Below are 16,461 nucleotides of genomic sequence, written 5' to 3'. Positions count from 1 at the left end.
TGCGCCGCCGTGGGGGACTACGACCCCCCGCGCACCTTCCTCGGCGCATTCCCCTACCCGCCTGGCCACCGCCACCGTCCCTGCGTCTTACAGGAGTCCCGCCATGCGACTGGACCAGCACGCCGTCCGCCTCGCCGGGATGGGGGACGGCGGGCCGCGCCGATGTTCCTACCGGGCCGCTGGGCGTCCTGACGGCCCGGTGCGTGCCGATCAGGGCCACCAGCGCTGGACCCGTAGAAACGCGGACACCACAGATCCGGCGGCCGTGCTCGCCGGGGCTACGGCGTTGGTCAGCGCCGCGGCGCTGACCGCGACGACCGTGGCTCTGCCGGACATCGCCGCCGACTCGAGAGCCAGGGCGAGGACGGGTCCACGTTGGTCGGTCGGCAGGTGCGGGGCCAGCGCGGCCAGCGCGTGCGCCCGGTAGTCCGGATCACCGCTGGCGGTCGTGATGGTCAATGCCTGGGTCAGCAGGTTGGGGGGCAGGTGCGGCGCCAGCCCGGCCAACGCGCTGAGCCGGTCATGCGGATCATCGATGGTGGTGGCGGCGGCCAGCGCCTGGGGGAGCAGGTCGACGGGCAGCTGCGGCGCCAGCCCAGTCAGCATCTGTGCCCGACTGTAGGGCGGGTCGAGGGGCGTGGCGGCGGCCAGCGCCCGGGCGAGAGCTGGGCCGCGTTGCTCGGCCGGCAGCGACGGTGCGAGCGCGATCAGGACCCAGGCCAGGTCGGCTGGTTCGTCGATGGCGGTGGTCGCGGCGAGCGCCTGGGCGAGGACCGGGCCCCGCTGGTCGGCCGTCAGTTGTGGCGCCAGCGCGGTCAGCGCCCAGGCGCGGCCGTAGGGCCGGTCGAGGGAGGTGGCGGCGGCGAGAGCCTGGGCGAGGACCCGACCTCGCCGCCGGGGCGGCAGATGCGGAGCCAACGCAGTCAGCGCGCGCGCCCGATCGTCCGGAGCATCGAGGGCGCGCGCGTCCTTCACCGCCCGGGCGAGAAGATCGGCGGGCAGGTGCGGCGCCAGGGCGGTCAACGCCTGCGTTCGAAAGCCAGGGTTGTGGATGGCGGCGGCGTCGGCGAGCGCCTCGGCGAGGACCGGGCCGCGTTGGGAGGCGCGTAGCCACGGCGCGAGACCGGTCAGTGCGTCCGCTCGGATGTTCGGCGATCTATTGGCTCTGACGTTGTCGAGTGCCTGGCCGAGCAGGTCGGCGGGCAGCCGCGGTGCCAGTGCCGTCAGCGCTCGTGCCTGGGAATGCGCGGTGCCGATGGCGGTGGCGGCTGCCAATGCCTGGGGGAGCAGGTTGACGGGAAGGTGGGGCACCAGCGCGGTCAGCGCCTGTTCCTGGCCGCCCGGCGTGTCGAAGGCGGTGATGGCGACCAGCGCCTCGGCAAGGTGCCCATGGTGCTCGGCGGACAGGAAGGGCGCCAGCGCGGTCAACGCCGACACCCGTGCCTCGCGGCTGTCGATGGTGGTGGCGGCGGTGAGCGCGCGGCTGAGCAGGTCGACGGGCAACTGCGGCGTCAGGGCGGTCAGAACCCACAGCCGGGTATCCGGACGGTCGAGAGTGGTGACGGCGGCGAGCGCTTCGGCGAGGACCGACCTACGTTGCTCGACCGGCAGCCACGGCGCCAGCAAGGCCAACTCCCGCGCCCGGTCGCCCGGGCGGTCGAGAGCGCTGGCGCTGGCCTGGGCCTGGCTGAGGACCGTTCCGCGCTGGTCGGCCGGCAGGCCGGATGCCAACGCCGTCACTGCTTCCACCCGCTCGACCGGAGACTTGACCGTGATGGCGGTGGCCACTGCCTGGGCCAGCAGTTCGGCTGGAAGATGCGGCGCGAGCCCGGTCAACACGGCCGGCAGGCCGATCGCACTGGCGGCGGCGGCGTCGAGGGCTTGGGCGAGGACCGGCACACGCCGCTCCGCGGGCAGCTGCGGTGCCAAACCCGTCAGGATGCGCGCCCGGTCGTGCAGCTGCTCGAGGGCGGTGGCAGTGGCCAGGGCCCGATCGAGGACCGGACCGCGCTGGCCTTCGGGCAGATACGGGGCGACCCCGCTCAGCGCTTCGGCCCGGGCGGCCGGATCGTCGAGGGCGTTGGCCGCGGCGAGCGCCTTGTCGAGCAGGTCGGCAGGCAGATACGGGGCGACCCCGCTCAGTGCTTCGGCCCGGGCGGCCGGATTCTCGAGGGCGTTGGCCGCGGCCAGGGCCTCAGCGAGCAGACCCGCGGGCAGCTGCGGGGCCAGCGCGGCCAACACCCATGACGCGACGTAGGGCAGGTCAATGGAGCAGGCGGCGGCGAGTGCCCGGTCGAGGATCGGGCCTCGCTCGTCGGCGGTCAGGTGTGGCGCCAACGCGATCAGCGCCCAGGCCCGGTCCGCCGGATCGTCAAGGGCGATGGCGGCCGCGAGCGCCTGGGCGAGCAGGTCGACGGTCAGATGTGGCCCCAGCGCGGTCAGCGCCTGTGCCCGGGCATACCGGAGGTCGATGGTCAGGGCGGCCTGGAGCGCTTGGGCGAGAACCGGGCCTCGCTCGTCGGCGGGCAGATGCGGCGCGAGCCCGGTCAACGCCTCCGCCCGTGCCTGGGGGCTCGGGATGGCCTGGGCATAGGCGAGCGCGCGGGCGGGCGGCCAGAGTCTGGCTTCGGTCAGGCGCAGGAGCAGCGCTGGCGGGACGTTCGCGGCCAGGCTGGTGATCGAGCCGACCAACAGCGCGCAACAGGCTTGGCGAGTGAACGCCCGTGGGTCGTCGGAGGGAGATCGCGTCTGCGCATCGCGCCAGGCCGCGCGGACCGAGGCCAGATAGGTCGTGGTACTGCCCTGGTCCTCGTGGGCGGTGTACCAGACGCTCTCTGCCCGCCCGCTCGGCGCCGGGCGTTCGGCGGCGAGGAGGCGGTCGACGTTGTCGACGCTGTCGGCGGCGAGCAGGTGCGCGACGAGCGCTGAGAGGCCGTACCGGTCCGCGTCGTCGAACGTGGCGACGTCGCGCAGGCCGGGCAGGCTTTCGTCCAGCCCGCCCCAGCGGTCGAGCAGCCAGCCCGCCGTCGCGCCGTGCAGGTCGCGGAGCTGGCCGGCGGTGAGCCCGCCGCGGGTGTAGTCGAACAGCAGGTCGTGCAGACCGACCGTGCCGGAGGCCGGGTCGATACGGACCAGCGAGTGGCGGGCGAGCAGGTCGAGGTGGTCCTCGGCTTCCAGGTCGTCGAGGCCAGCTGTGGCCTGCCACAGACCGACCACCACGGCGGCTGGGACGGCGCCGCGGCCTTCGAACACGGCCAGCTCGCGGAACCGCGCCGCGTGCGCGTCGGCCAGCGCGGTCACGGAGACGTCCAGTGCGGCGAGCAGGTTCGGATGCGGATAACCCGGGAACCGGCTCCTGATCTCGGTCAGGTCCGCGCGGCGCAGCCGTTCGGCCGTGTTCTCCCAGGCGCGGCCCGCGCCGAGCCGACTCGCGCCGACCATCGCCCCGATCAGAGCCAACGCCAGAACCAGGCCACCACACCGCTGGACGACCTCGTCCGCCACGGCTGGCAGGTCAGCCACCGTGGCGCCGGCATAGGCCGCCAGCACCTGTCGTGACGTCTTCTCGTCGGCCATCGTCAGCTCGTGTACGGCCGCGTCCCCGAACAGGACGTCCCGCGACCGGGTCGTCACGAGCAGCCGCACGCCCGCCGGCACCGCGAACGCCTGGAGCACCTCGATGTCCCACACGTCGTCCAGCACGACCAGCGCCCGCGCGCCGGCCAGCAGACGACGCAGCCGTCGCGTTCCGTCCGTCACGTCCACCACCGGCGCCCGGTCGCCGAAGGCGGCCAGCGCAGCCGCGAGGGTGTCAGCAACCTCCGGCCGCTGGCCGACTCCGACCCACACCACCCCGTCGGGGAACGCCGCGGCCACCGCCGGGTCCCGCACAAGTGCGGCGGTCAGCGTCGACTTGCCCGCGCCGCCCATTCCGACCACACCCACCACCTGGCCGGCACCGCCGGCGCTCAGCAGAGTCCGCACCGCTGCCGCGTCGGCGTCCCGGGCCACGAACCGCGCCGGCAGGACCGGCAGCAGATCCGGCGACGGCACCAACCGGGCCTGCCCGCCGACCACCGCCCCGCCGGCCCGGAACCCGGGGTCCTCCGACGGCAGCCACGACGCGGCCTCAAACAGACGGCGCCGCCCATCGGCCACGACGCCGTGGGCCAGCCGGATGGACACCTCATGCCAGAACTGCCCCGACGTGTCCACCTGCCATGACGGCACCTGATCCAGCGACCACCCCGCGAGTGTCAGCACTCGGCGCGCCGTGACGACATCCGGAAACCGTCGTCCGAGCTCCCGGACCTCGTCGTCCGAAAGGCCCTCCGTCACCGGCCGCCACCCCCGCACCGAACCGCCACCGACTCCCGAGTACCGGTACGCCGGTCAATATCGTCTCACCGGGTGTGACGTCCCCACAGCCGACAGGGCTTGCGGGTCAGCGGCGGGCGAGACGGGGCGCCTGTTTTCCTGTGTCGGAATCTTGAAGCAGTCCCCCCGACCGAACAAATGACGGTCGACCGGTCAACCGCCTACCAGGGGCCTGTCTGGGAGCGGTCGCTGATCGCCTGCCCGTGTGTCAAGGGCACGAGGGAGCGACGGGCTTGCCGGCGAAGCGGTCGGCGAGGTAGGCGGTCACCGCGTCGATGTGGTTCCAGGCCTGGCCGTGATCCTCGCCGGGGTAGGGCCGCCACGTCACGTTCGCGCCCGCGGCGCAGTACCGGCGGGCCAGGTCCTCGGCCTGGCCGAACGCGACGACGGTGTCGGTCGTGCCGTGGTAGAGCAGGATCGGAACGGCGGGCGGCGTCGCGCCGAGGGAGTTCTGCGTCAGGCGGGCCTGCCAGGCCGGTTGGTGGAGCAGGTCCGCGGTCAGGATGTCGCGCACGTGCTTGCCGGCGAACGCGGGCAGGGCCTCCTTGATGCACTCGGTGCGCAGACCCTGGACAGCGGCGCGGAACGCGGGCTGGACGGCGTCGTCGACGTGCAACTCCGGGTAGGCGGCGGCGAATCCGATCGCCGACATGAGCTGCACTCCGGACCAGGGCATGCCGTCGACCGCCTCGCTCACCTTGGTCAGGTCCGCCGGCACCCCGCCGGCCGCGACGCCGACGGTGTGCAGCTCGGGCGCGTAGGCCGGCGCCAGCTGACCCGCCCACGTGGCCGCGCCCCCGCCCTGGGAGTACCCCCAGAAGGCGACCTTCGCGTCGGTCCGTAGGCCCGAGCCGGGGAGGCGCTGCGCGGCGCGGACGACGTCGAGCACGGCGTGGCCCTCGGACCGGCCGACGCTGTACGTGTGGTCCCCTGGCGTGCCGAGGCCCTCGTAGTCGCTGACGGCCACCGCCCAGCCGTGGTTGACCGACGCGACGAGGTGGTCGCTCCAGTCGTAGGTGCCTGCCGCGATCGTCTTGGATGGCGCGCAGCTGTCGCCCAGTCCTTCGGTCCCGGTGGCGAACCCGACCAGCGGGGCGGCCGCCCGCGCCTTCGCCGGTGGCAGGATGACGGTGCCCGACACGGCGTCCGGCCGGCCCTGCGCGTCGGTCGACAGGTACAGCACCTGGTCGACCTCGACGCCCAGGCCGGCCAGCATCCCGGTGGCCGGGACCTGGCGTGACCACAGGATGTCGCCGGGCCGGCCGGCGGGCAGCGGCCGCGGCGGGACGTAGAACGCGTCCCCGGCCGGAGCCGCGGCCGGCCCGCGGTACGCCACGGCCGCGGGGCTCGACGGCGGCGGGGTCCCGGCGCCGGCCGCCTGCCCAACGCCACCGCACGCCGCGGCGGCGAGCGCCAGGCCGGCAGCGAGGCCCGCCCACCTGACCCGGACTCCCCGGGCCCGGGCCCCCCGCGCCCGGGCCCGGGGTGCCACACGTCGCGCCATCGCCATCTGTTCCTCCGCCGTCACCGCCGCGACGGGCGGCGCCGGCCACCCCCTTTTTCGGGCGGCGCGGAAAGTGTCGGCGGAACCGGGCATCGGGCGCGTCGGGAGTTCCCGTGGTTCGCCTCGCGGAAAACCATGAGATGCGGCGGCTGGCGGCCCCTCGGGCCAGGAGGGCGGATGCGCCCGAGAAGTCCGCCATTGTGATCATCCTGCTATCGTCAGTGTCGTGGTGGGGCGCGCGCGGCAGGCGCCGTCGGCCGCGGTTCTCGCCGCCCACAGCGTCGTCCTCGCGGCGGTGGTGGCCGGAGACGTGTGGCTGGGGTTCGGCTACGGAACGATGGGTCCCGGCGTAGCCGCGTCCGGGATCGGCACCGGCCTCTGGTTCGCGGTCGCCGGTCTCGTGCTGTGGCGGATCCGACCGGGCAGCCGGACAGGTGTCTGGCTGGTGGCGCTCAGCTACTTCGCCCTCATCAAGACGCCTCATGACGTCCGGCCACCGGTTACCTTTCCCGGCTACAGCGTCTTCACGGTCGTCGGCGCGGGCCTGTATCTGGTGCCGATCGCGATCGCCGCGCAGTTGCTGCTCTCCTACCCGTCTGGCCGGCTTTCCCCGGGCGCCGACCGCGCGGCTGTCGTCGCGGCTTTCTGCCTCGCCGCCGTCGCCGGGCCCGTCCTGCTGGTCACCCGTACCGTCGACCACGCGACCTGCACCTTCTGGTGTTACGACAGCCCGATACAGCTGTTTTCCAGCCGCAGGCTCTATCTCGACCTGGAGAACGCGAACCTGGCCGCCTGGCTGGTCATCGCGGTCGTCGTGGTGGCGCTGCTCGTCCGCCGGGCGGCACGGGCTGCGCCGCGGCTGCGCCGGACCCTGGTCGGCACCTTCGCCGGGTTCGCCGCCACCATCGCCTGCTTCGTCGGCTTCGAGATCGCCGAGGATGTCGCGCGGGGGTCCGCCGTCGACAACGTCCTGTACTACGCCTACAGCTGGGTCGCGGCGGCCGCGCTGGTGATCCCGTTCTTCGTCGGCCTGGTCACCGATCGGCTCGCCTTCGCCTCCGTCGGCAGCCTGGTCGGCCGGCTCGCCCACGTCTCCGCGGCGACCGTCGAAGCCGAGCTCCGCGACGCGCTGCGTGACCCATCCCTGCGGGTCGTCTTCCCCGCGGACGGAGCCGTCGTCGACACCGCGGGAGCGTTCTACGAGCTGCCCGCGGACGGCGCACAGGCCGTCACCGCGCTCGGCGAGCCGCCGTTCGCGCTGCTCGTCCACGACCCGACCCTCACCGACCGCCAGGAACTGCTCGACGCCGCCGCGGGCGCCGCCCGGCTCGCCCTCGACAACGCGCGCCTGCACGCCGAGGTCCGCCACCAGCTCGCCGAGGTCCGCGCCTCCCGGCAACGGCTCGCCGCCGCTGCCGACGACGAGCGGCGCCGCCTCGAACGCGACCTGCATGACGGTGCGCAGCAACGCCTCCTCGGCCTCGGCCTGACCGTGGCCGTCCTGCGCGGCCAGCTCGGCGACGGCCCGGCGCGGGCCCTCGTCGAGGAGCTCGACGAGCAGGTGCGCGGCGCGATCCACGAACTGCGCGACGTCGCGCACGGCATCCGGCCGGCCGTGCTCGACGAGCAGGGCCTCGCGCCGGCACTCGCGGCCCTCGCCCGCCGCTGCGCGGCGCCGGTGACCCTCGACGTGCGCGTCGACGGCCGCCTCGACCCGGTTCTCGAGGCGACCGCCTACTACGTGGTGGCCGAGGCCCTGCAGAACGTCTCGCGGCACGCGGCTGGCGCGCAGGTGGCCGTCGCCGCGGTCCGCGCCGACGGCCGGCTGGTCGTCGAGGTCGCCGACGACGGTCCCGGCGGCGCCTCGGCCTCGGCCGGGACCGGCCTGCGCGGCCTCGCCGACCGGGTCGCCGCCGCTGGGGGCGGTCTGACGATCACGTCCCCGCGGGGCAGCGGTACCCAGCTGCGGGCGGAGCTGCCGTGCGCGTGATCATCGCCGACGACTCGGTCATCGTGCGCGAGGGGCTGCGCCGCCTGCTCGACGTCGAGGGTCATGAGGTCGTCGAGCTGGTCGAGGACGCACGGGCGATCCCGGCGGCTGTCGCGCACGGTCAGCCCGACGCGGTGGTCCTCGACATCCGGATGCCGCCGACGTTCACCGACGAGGGGCTGCGGGCCGCGTTGTCGCTGCGGGCCGCGGCGCCGGACCTCGGTGTGCTGCTGCTTTCCCAGCACGCGGTGCCGGAGTACGCGACCCGGCTGCTGGCCGGCGGCGCCCGCGCGACCGGCTACCTCCTGAAGGACCGGATCCTGGCGCCGCGCCAGCTCAGTGAGACGTTGGGGATCCTCGCCGCCGGTGGCACCGTCGTCGACTCGGACGTCGTCGCCGAACTGCTCGCCGCCCGCCGGCGGGACGACCCGCTCGCGCGGCTGAGCGCCAGTGAGCGCGCCGTCCTGGGGCTGATGGCGCAGGGGCTGTCCGACCGGGGGATCGCCGAGCGGCTGTTCGTGTCGGTCAACACCGTCGGCACCCACGTCGGCAGCGTCTTCCGCAAGCTCGACCTGCCCTCGGGCGCCACCGACAACCGCCGCGTCCTGGCCGTCCTGACCTACCTCGAACGCCGCTGACCGGCCTGGTCGCGACGGGGCGAACCATGGCGGGCCGGGACTCCGGCTGGAGGTGGTAGCCGACGACGACAAAACGTCGCGGAGCAAGCGGCCGTCGAGCTCACTGGTGCTCAGGCCTGTCACAGCCAGAGCTTGGTGTCCAGTTCCAGGGAGACGCCTTTGTGGTCGGAGCGCTTCGCGCCGAAGGTCTGTGGCCAGACAACGGCGTCGTCGTCGTCGAGATCGTGGTCGAGGTCGGCCGTGAAGCTGCCGACGCCCGCATGGTTGAACCAGTAGTCATAGACATGGGACGCCGTCGTGTCGATGTAGTAGCCGGTGTCCTCGTCCACCTCCGCGGCGGAGGTCAGCCAGCCGCGGTTGTAGGGAGGGACGTTGAAGTCACCGCCGACGACCGCCGCCGCCGTCCCAGGAATACCGTGCTTCGTGTAGATCGACTGCACCATGGCCGGAAGCTTCCCCATCATGGTGCTCGGCAGGCCCGTGTTGTACATGTTGTGCGCGAACCCGATGACCATTTCCTTGTCCGCCCAGTCGGCGGCCGTGGTCCTGATATGCCCATGCAGGTAGCCGAGACCACGAAAGTCGACCAGGTAGTTGGGGGGCAGGTCGTCCTCGCCCAGCTCGCCGACGCCCGTGCCGACGGGCACGCAGATCGGCGCCAAGGTGTTGAGCAGGGTCACCTTCCCGTAATGCTGGACCTCGAATCGGGTCGCCGCGGTGGGAGAGCCCAGCGCCACCATGGTGATGTACTCCTTGCACAGGAGAGCGGTCTGCCCCACCGCCACCGTCTTGACGTTGACGAGGCGGTGGTCGAGCTTCTTCGCGATCTTCGCCAGGCTCTTCGGCGCCGAGCTGTTGTTACGCACCTCGGTGAAGCCGACGGCGAGCACGGGATGAGTCATGTATCCCAGATTGATCTTCCAGAACGCTTTCTTCATGTTGGCGTTCAGGTTCACCTTCAGGCCGCCGTACGATTTCATGTTCTGGTGGAAGATCGAGAATCTCACGGTGTCCCTCCGGCGGCGATCGAGTCAGGAGACGGTGCCGCCCGACGCGGAGCGGCGGTGGGCGACAGGCGATACGGAAAGTTCAGGCCGACCGCGCGGTCCGCCGGCCGGGCCGGGCCGTCGAACCGAACGGTCAGCCGCCGGGGCGTATAGGCGACCGGGTAGGTGAGCCGCAGCAGCGGCGCCCGCAACTCGGCGACGCCGTGCAGGGCCGACCATTCGGCCGGCCAGGCGAGCACCTCGTCGAGCGCGGCGAGGCCGTCGATCCCGGCCTGGACGGCCGCGGCGCGCCGGTTCGCCGCCAGGGCCAGACTCTCGGCGCAGGCTGGCGAGCACGGCGGATGGCCGACGGGCACGATCCCCAGGCGCCACCACAGCAGGTTGATCGCGTCCGCCGGCACGTCGACCTGGGTCGGCCCGTCGACCGCGGCGCCGTAAGTCAGCCAGGGCGGCGGCAGCGGCGGCGTACCAGCCGCGCCCACGCCAGCGGAACGCGGCGCCTGGCAACAGGCCGGCGCCGGGGACTCGGGAACGCGGGTCATCTCGGCCTGGCCACCGACGATCAGGAGTGGCCCGGCCTGGTCCGGCGGCGCACCGCCGGCCGGACGATCCACCACCCGGGCGTGCAGGCCGAGGGTCGCCGCGGCGGATCGGACGTCCAGCGCGTGCGCGGCACCCGGCGACACCAGCGCGGCGTCCTCGTGCCCGGCGGCGACCACCGCGAGCGCCGACATCCAGGCGGCCCGGCGCGCGGCGGCGAGCAGCGCGCGCCCTCGCCCGGCGGCCCCGGTCCCGGCGAAGGAGATCCGGGGCTCCGGCACGACGGCACGCACTGGCGCGTCCACCGCGCCTTCGGGACGAGTAGGCGCGACCGAGACCGTCGCGCGGGCGGCCGCCTCCTCCTCGCGCAGAAGGCCGGCGATCGTCGCGTCGCGGCCCAGTCGCCAGTGTTCGGTCAGCCGGCGTTCGAGGCTGGGCCGGCGCGGGTCGAGGGACACCGGCACCCGGCCCTCAGCCGCGACCGACCGTTCCGCCCGGGCGAACATCGCGAGCCACACACCACAGTGCTCGGACCGGTTGCGCCAGTCACCGTCGATACCGGTCCCGGGGCACTGACCACGGCAGGCCAGGAAGAACCTGCAGCCGGCGCAGCCCCCGTCCTCCCGTGGCGTCACGTAGAGGGCGAGGGAACGGTCGAAGCCGCCGCGGTCGGCCTTGCCGAAGTCGACGCCGTCCTTGTTCGTCCGCCCGCAGTTGCTGGCCCGGCCGTCGCCTTCGATGCCCTGCACCGCGGGCGTCGTGTAGGGGTCGCAGCCGCCCCACACGCACGATCCGGCGCCGTCCTGGCCGCGCAGGGCCGCCCGCGTCTCGTCCGGCACGTCGAAGCGCAGCGTCGTGAGCCGCGCCTGGAGCTCGTCGAACGCCGTCAGCGCGGCGATGTTCTCCGCCTCGGTCAACGCCGCCGCGGCGGCGGCCGGCCCGTCCACCTCGAGCAGGTGCAGCCGCATCGAGCGCACCCCCAGGGCGTCGATCTCCCCCGCCCAGGCGAGCAGCCGGCCCAGCACGTCCGGGGCCGCGTTGCGCCGGTGCAGCGTGACGATCAGGCCGGGGGGCCGATAGGCGTGGGCCAGCTTGGCGATCGCGCGATGCGTCGCGGCGGTGGCGGCCCGGGTGCGCGCGAGCGACCCGTGCCAGCGCAGGTCGTTGAGCTCGTCGGGCCCGTCGACGGAGATGCCGACCGACACGTCGTAGGCCCGGAACAGGGCGACGTGGGCGTCCGTGATCAGCGTTCCGTTGGTCTGGATGCCGACGCCACCGGGCCGCGCCGCGCCCCAGCGCAGCAGGTCCTCCAGGTCGTCGAGCCCGAGCAGCAGCGGCTCGCCGCCGAACAGCGTCACCTGCCCGGTCCGCCGCGCCGCCGCGTCCTTCATCGCGTCCAGCGAGTAGGCGGCCGCCCGCCCTGGTGGTCCTCCGGCCCGCTGCGGGTCCTGATAGCAGTAGGTACAGGCGAGGTTGCACCGCACCCCGAACGGGCGCAGTTCCACGGTCATGAGATCTTCGACCGCCTTCCGAGCGGGCGGGCTGACGGGGGACGGGCCGAGCTGCTCTGGGCTGCGAGTGGGCCGCGGGCGACGGGCTCAGGTGTCGACGTGGGTGCTCGTGTCGCCGTGCGGAACGAACGTCGTGTCGCTGTGGCCACCGATGCCGAGTACGTCGGCGTGGCCATCGGTGTGCACCTGCGGGGTGTCGACGTGGCCGAGCGAGAAGTCGGTGTGACCGCTGAAGGCGCCGACCACGTCGGCGACGGCGTCGGTGGCATAGCCGAAGCCGATGAGGGTGCGCCCGATCTGCTCGGCGGAGGCGCCGGCCGCCGACATGCCAGTGGCGATCTCGTCGGCCGCGTATCCGGCGTCGTGCATGAGACCGCCGACGCCGTCGGCGGCGAGCCCCCACTGGTGCTGGAGCACCTGGCCGATCTGCTCGGCACCCGCGATCCCGGCGATGACACCCTGCTTGACCAGGTCGAGCCAGCGGGCGGCGTCCTGGACGGCGGCCTTGACCGATTCGACGAGCTCCGCCCAGAGGGCGCCGCCGATGTCGCCGATCGCCGTCCCGCTGACGGTGAGGCTCAGCGGCGGGAGGTCCAACGAGCCGAGCACCGGCAGCGTCACCCCGGCCTGGACGGTGGCATGAGCGACGTTCTTCGCGTAGCCGACGTCCAGACTGCCGTGAGCCTGGGTGGTGACGTCGATCCAGCCGAGCGGGCCGAGGTCGATGCGCCCGCCGATGCCGACGCCGAGCCCGGCCGTGAGAGCCAGCGCGTCCCGGCCGACGGTGCCGCTGAGGTCCAGCCGGACGCCGCTCGCGGTGGTCTCGACCAGCCGCACGGTGAGGCCGGACTCGTTCACGTCGAGATAGGCCGAGCCGAGCGGTGTGCCGAGCAGCCGCACGGCCGCACTGACGAGCAGGTGCGGTGGGCGAAGCGCCGGATCGGGCTGGGTGGCGTCCGACTGGGTGAACGTCGCCAGCGACAGCGTCGGCCCGCCCGTCCCTGACGCGTCGGTCAGGGCGAAGAAGTCGCTGCGCCAGATGACGAACGGGGCGATGTCGAGGTCGGCCGCGATGCCGCGATCGGGGTCGATCTCGACGCGAAGCCGGTCGATGTCGGGCAGGAACCACTCGATCGCGGTCTCGATGTGGAAGCCGCGTGGGAAGGTGTTCGGCCCGATCTGGGTCGGGCTCGGCGCGCAGTACAGCTGGGGGTCGTAGGCGACCTGGATGACCCCGCCGGACCCGGTGAGGCTGTAGTGGGTCATGGTGCTCAGATCGGTGACGTGCCAGCGCTGGCCCGGGGTGGCCGTGACGAGCAGTACCTGGTCTCCCGCTGACGGCAGTGGCGTGTGCGGCGCGAACGCGGCGGAGACGGCGGCGAGGTCGCGGCCGTCCAGGGCGGCCGCGACCGATCCGTCGATCGTGAACGCGTCGAGCGCGCGCAGCGCCATCTGGCGCAGCACGGAGGCGAGCGGCTCGGCGACGCTGGTGCCCGCGATCGTCGTGGCGACGTCGAGGAGGCTCAGCTCGGTGACCGAGCCGGCGAGCAGGCTGCGCGAGGGGTCCACCGAGTCGAAGAAGACCGCCAGCGAGCTCTCGAACGTGCCGACGTCGATCGTCGCCGCGATACCGAACGCGGGTATGCCTTCCCAGCTCAGCCCGACCACGAGGCCGAGATCGCTCAGGGCCAGCCCGGACCCGCCGTCCACGAAGGAGAACCGGATCGTGCCGCGATACCCGCCGGTGATCAGCACACCGTTCACGGCGACGAACGCGCCGAGCGCGAACGTCACGGGCTGCCCCTGGATGGTGGCGGTCGCGGTGCCGTCGAGGAACACCGCCGGCCGGCCGTCGACCAACGCGAGGCCCAGGCGGCCGGCGACGACCACCCCGTCGACCGTCGTGGCGACGCTGATGAACAGCGCAGACGCGGTCCCCGGGTCGGGGGCGCTGACCGTGAGCGTCACCCCGACCGAACCGTCGATGCTCGCCCCGAGCCAGCGCGCGATCGTCTGGATGCCCTGACTGCGGCCCAGATCGGCGCGGGCGTAGACGGTCAGGCCAGGCGTGGCGCCGAGCGCCCACCCCGGCAGCCGCATCCGGCCCGCGCCGAACTCCGGCAGCGACGGCGCCAGATCGGGGAACGTGAAACCGGGATCGTCCAGCGAGGACGCGACGATCATCAGGTCGCTCAGGCCGGTGACCGACTCGAACTCGCGCAGCGCCGTCAGCCCGGGAATCGCGGACAGCGCGGCCAGGCCGGCGCGCAGGTCGACTCCGGCCGCGAAGCCCCACCGCCCCTGGGCGCGGCTGACCGTGAACACCAGCTCGCCGAACCCGTCGATGACCGTGTCGGCGGTGAGACGCAGCCCGCCACCCGTCCGGTCGATCCGGACCCAGCTCTGCTCGATCTGGAGGTCGAACCCGGCCGGCAGGTCGACGGGGGCGTCGGACAGGGCGGCGACCAGCGCCCGCAGCGACGTCGACCCGAACCAGCCGAGCAGGACGAACTCGCCGGGCAGGCTGTAGTTCACGCTGAGCCGCAGCGCCGAGCCGAACGCGAGCTGGCCCGTGAGAGACGCCGAGGTCGGCTGGCCCCGCGGCTTCGTGGCCACCAGCACGAGGTCGCGGACCGTGACGGGCACCGGGCCGAGGTCGAGCGTCCAGCCCGGATCCGTGGCCAGCCGCGCGTCGAGCTCGTAGCCGCCGCTTGGGCTGATGACGACGTTCGCGGCAGCGATCGTCAGATCGGCGGGCGCCGGGAGCCCCAGATCACCGAACACCCGCGCCAGCGGGATCGTCGCGTCCAGGAGGCTGCCGAAGGCGACGCTGCTGTCCATCGCCCCGCCGGGGGTCACGTCCAGCTCCAGCTCGAAGGCGGCGCCCAGGGCCGGGATGGTTCCGGTGCCCACGATCCCGAGGTCGATCGTCGGTGCGCGCGACGGCGACGCCACGGCGAAGGTGACCTCGAGCCCGGTCAGCGTGGCCACGCCGGCGACCGCCAACGACAGCCGCGGAAGGCCGACGGTGACGGCTATCTCCTCGACGGCGATGGCACGGCCCGACGCGGACACGTCGATCCGCACCGCGCGCAGGGCGATCCCGCCCAGTGCCGGCCCGGCCGAGCGCAGCGATGCCGGCAGCGCGCCGAACAGGTCCGCCCGGCCGACGAGTCCCCGCAGCGGCGCCAGGCTGGTCAACGGCAGGTCGGCGAACGTGGCGGTGAGGGACGCGTCCGTCCATCCGGGCGGGATGTCGGCCGTCAGGTGAATCGGCGTCCGGCTCAGGGACGGTACGGTGACGTCACCCGTCAGGCCGACCGTCGGCTGGTAGCTGTCGTTCGCCTTGGCCCAGGTCGTGCCGGTCGGGGTGTAGATGACGAGACGCGGGTCGCGCAGGCTGAGGTCGGTGCCCGGCAGCGGCGGCGCGTTGCCGAGGTCGACACTCAGGGTGATCCCCGCGACCGTGCTCCCGCCCTTCTCCCAGGGCCAGCTGTCCGGCGCGAGCTCGGGGGTGACGTCGGTGGGAAGCGGCAAAAGGATCGGGCCGTGAATCGGCAGCGAACCGAGGCTTCCGACAAGCAGCTCGAGCGGACCTACGAACGGCGTCGGGTCGACCTTGCCGACGAAGGTGAGGCCACGCTGGATCGCGATGCCGTCCGCGTCGCCGTCCTGGCTGGTCAGAATGAACGCCGCGTCGGTGAGGACCAGGGTGTCGAGCAGCCCTGGCTCGGCCGAATCGATCGTGCCCGGCGGCGACGGGGAGCCCGGGACCGACGGTGACGGTGGTTGGTTGCGGGGCCGGTTCGGGCCTCGGCGGCTCGGTCCCGGCGGCTGGGGCTGGTCGTCGACCGGCTCCCCGAGGGTCGCCTTGAACGGCGGCAGGTCGGGGAAACTGGTGGAGAAGCGCCAGTGCCCCGGGCGGGTGTCCAGGTCGAACCGCACGGCTATCTGCGGCCGCCCCGCCCCGTCCACAGTGAAGGAGGCAGTGGTCCGCAGGCCCGTGACGTTCAGAAAGCTGCTGGTGCCCGTAATGGAGATCGTCCGGTGGCCCGGTCCCGTCCGCTGCTTGACGGATCCGGTCAGCGTAAGCGGCGAGCCCGCGGTGTACCGCGCGAGCAGGTCGACCACCGTCGTGTTCGGAATGGTGTCGCCCGTGAGGGCGAACACTCCGTTCGATATTCGTAACCGGCTGTCGAGCTCGTTGATATCCATGGATCCCCCAAGGCGCGACGCCGGCGAGGGAGAGTTCCAGGTGCGCCCCCCGACGGACACGGCATCGACTTCAGCGCACAGCGCGGTCTCCCGTCAAGCCGTCCGCCGAAATTCAGCCCTCGGTGGGGTTAACAGCTGAACCGCCCAACGAGCAAACGGCTCTACGGTAGGTTCGAGGTTTATCCCCACGGGCTGGATGGGGGCGGTAACCTTCACGCCGCGACCGCCGAAATCGGCCTTCTTTGCGAGCCGCGCGTCACGGTAGCGGCACGGAATCTCAGAGATGACGTCACCGAAGCGCACTCGCGGATTGCCTCCGGCCGGATCGACGAGAGCGACGTCTTCCCCGCCGTCGAGCGGAGAGGGGGCAGGCGCGACCGGTCGGGAGCCCGACGCGGCGAAGCCACGCCGGCTCGACGCCATGAATGCCGCCTGTTCCGCGTCCACGTCGGCGAAGAACAACTCGTGGAAGTGATCCGGGTCGATGTACGCGTCGGCGTCACCCTCGGGAGCACCAGGATAGGGGCGCAACACCAGGTGTTTGACCAGCTCGGTGCTTCTGGCGAGCGCCGCACGTCGAGGCGCTCTACGTCCAGAGGATCCGCATCCGCGCCGCCACCGGCCGCCCGGACGCCGCGCGGCTGGCCTATCGGCGGCTCACCGACGCCCTCGAACCCCT

General features: G+C 73.1%; 8 protein-coding genes. 2 read left to right on the top strand and 6 right to left on the bottom strand.

Annotated features, from left to right (window positions below; all coding sequences use genetic code 11):
- Positions 1 to 210: 210 nt before the first annotated feature.
- Both FRAEUI1C_RS36730 and FRAEUI1C_RS28255 read right to left on the bottom strand, forming a co-directional pair.
- Positions 211 to 4,338 (bottom strand): NB-ARC domain-containing protein, encoded by a 4,128-nt coding sequence (locus tag FRAEUI1C_RS36730; RefSeq protein WP_049807012.1) that lies wholly within the window; start codon positions 4,336 to 4,338, stop codon positions 211 to 213.
- A 247-nt stretch (positions 4,339 to 4,585) separates the two neighbouring features.
- Positions 4,586 to 5,881 carry a lipase family protein gene (locus tag FRAEUI1C_RS28255; RefSeq protein WP_041261616.1) on the bottom strand — a complete coding sequence of 432 codons (1,296 nt, stop codon included), beginning with the start codon at positions 5,879 to 5,881 and terminating at the stop codon, positions 4,586 to 4,588.
- A 226-nt stretch (positions 5,882 to 6,107) separates the two neighbouring features.
- Here FRAEUI1C_RS28255 and FRAEUI1C_RS28250 point away from each other — a divergent pair, with 226 nt between their 5' ends.
- Positions 6,108 to 7,871: a sensor histidine kinase gene (locus FRAEUI1C_RS28250; RefSeq protein ID WP_013426786.1), complete on the top strand. Its 1,764-nt coding sequence runs from the start codon at positions 6,108 to 6,110 to the stop codon at positions 7,869 to 7,871.
- A complete protein-coding gene (locus FRAEUI1C_RS28245) occupies positions 7,862 to 8,509 on the top strand; it encodes a response regulator (RefSeq protein ID WP_013426785.1) in 648 nt (215 codons plus the stop codon). The genes FRAEUI1C_RS28250 and FRAEUI1C_RS28245 overlap by 10 nt, the downstream gene beginning before the upstream one ends.
- A 119-nt stretch (positions 8,510 to 8,628) precedes the next feature.
- Here the strand turns inward: FRAEUI1C_RS28245 and FRAEUI1C_RS28240 are convergent, their stop codons facing one another.
- From FRAEUI1C_RS28240 to FRAEUI1C_RS40485, 4 genes are all read right to left on the bottom strand, one after another.
- Positions 8,629 to 9,516: a hypothetical protein gene (locus tag FRAEUI1C_RS28240; protein ID WP_013426784.1), complete on the bottom strand. Its 888-nt coding sequence runs from the start codon at positions 9,514 to 9,516 to the stop codon at positions 8,629 to 8,631.
- Positions 9,513 to 11,567 carry a radical SAM protein gene (locus tag FRAEUI1C_RS37245; protein WP_013426783.1) on the bottom strand — a complete coding sequence of 685 codons (2,055 nt, stop codon included), beginning with the start codon at positions 11,565 to 11,567 and terminating at the stop codon, positions 9,513 to 9,515. Before FRAEUI1C_RS37245 ends, FRAEUI1C_RS28240 begins: the two co-directional genes overlap by 4 nt.
- An 87-nt stretch (positions 11,568 to 11,654) precedes the next feature.
- The gene (locus FRAEUI1C_RS28230) at positions 11,655 to 15,782 is read right to left on the bottom strand and encodes a hypothetical protein (protein ID WP_013426782.1); all 4,128 of its coding nucleotides are present in this window, start codon (positions 15,780 to 15,782) and stop codon (positions 11,655 to 11,657) included.
- Positions 15,783 to 15,875: 93 nt separating this feature from the next.
- Positions 15,876 to 16,316 (bottom strand): hypothetical protein, encoded by a 441-nt coding sequence (locus FRAEUI1C_RS40485; protein WP_198318645.1) that lies wholly within the window; start codon positions 16,314 to 16,316, stop codon positions 15,876 to 15,878.
- Positions 16,317 to 16,461: the final 145 nt, after the last annotated feature.

It is taken from the genome of Pseudofrankia inefficax, from assembly GCF_000166135.1.
Taxonomy (GTDB): domain Bacteria; phylum Actinomycetota; class Actinomycetes; order Frankiales; family Frankiaceae; genus Pseudofrankia; species Pseudofrankia inefficax.
The sequence above is the reverse complement of the archived record's forward strand: the minus strand, read 5'-3'. Positions and strand labels throughout refer to the sequence as shown.

Coding starts and splice junctions, on each gene's coding strand:
- FRAEUI1C_RS37245 (WP_013426783.1), bottom strand. CDS start 11,567: ATGACCGTGGAACTGCGCCCGTTCGGGGTGCGGTGCAACCTCGCCTGT.
- FRAEUI1C_RS28255 (WP_041261616.1), bottom strand. CDS start 5,881: ATGGCGCGACGTGTGGCACCCCGGGCCCGGGCGCGGGGGGCCCGGGCC.
- FRAEUI1C_RS28230 (WP_013426782.1), bottom strand. CDS start 15,782: ATGGATATCAACGAGCTCGACAGCCGGTTACGAATATCGAACGGAGTG.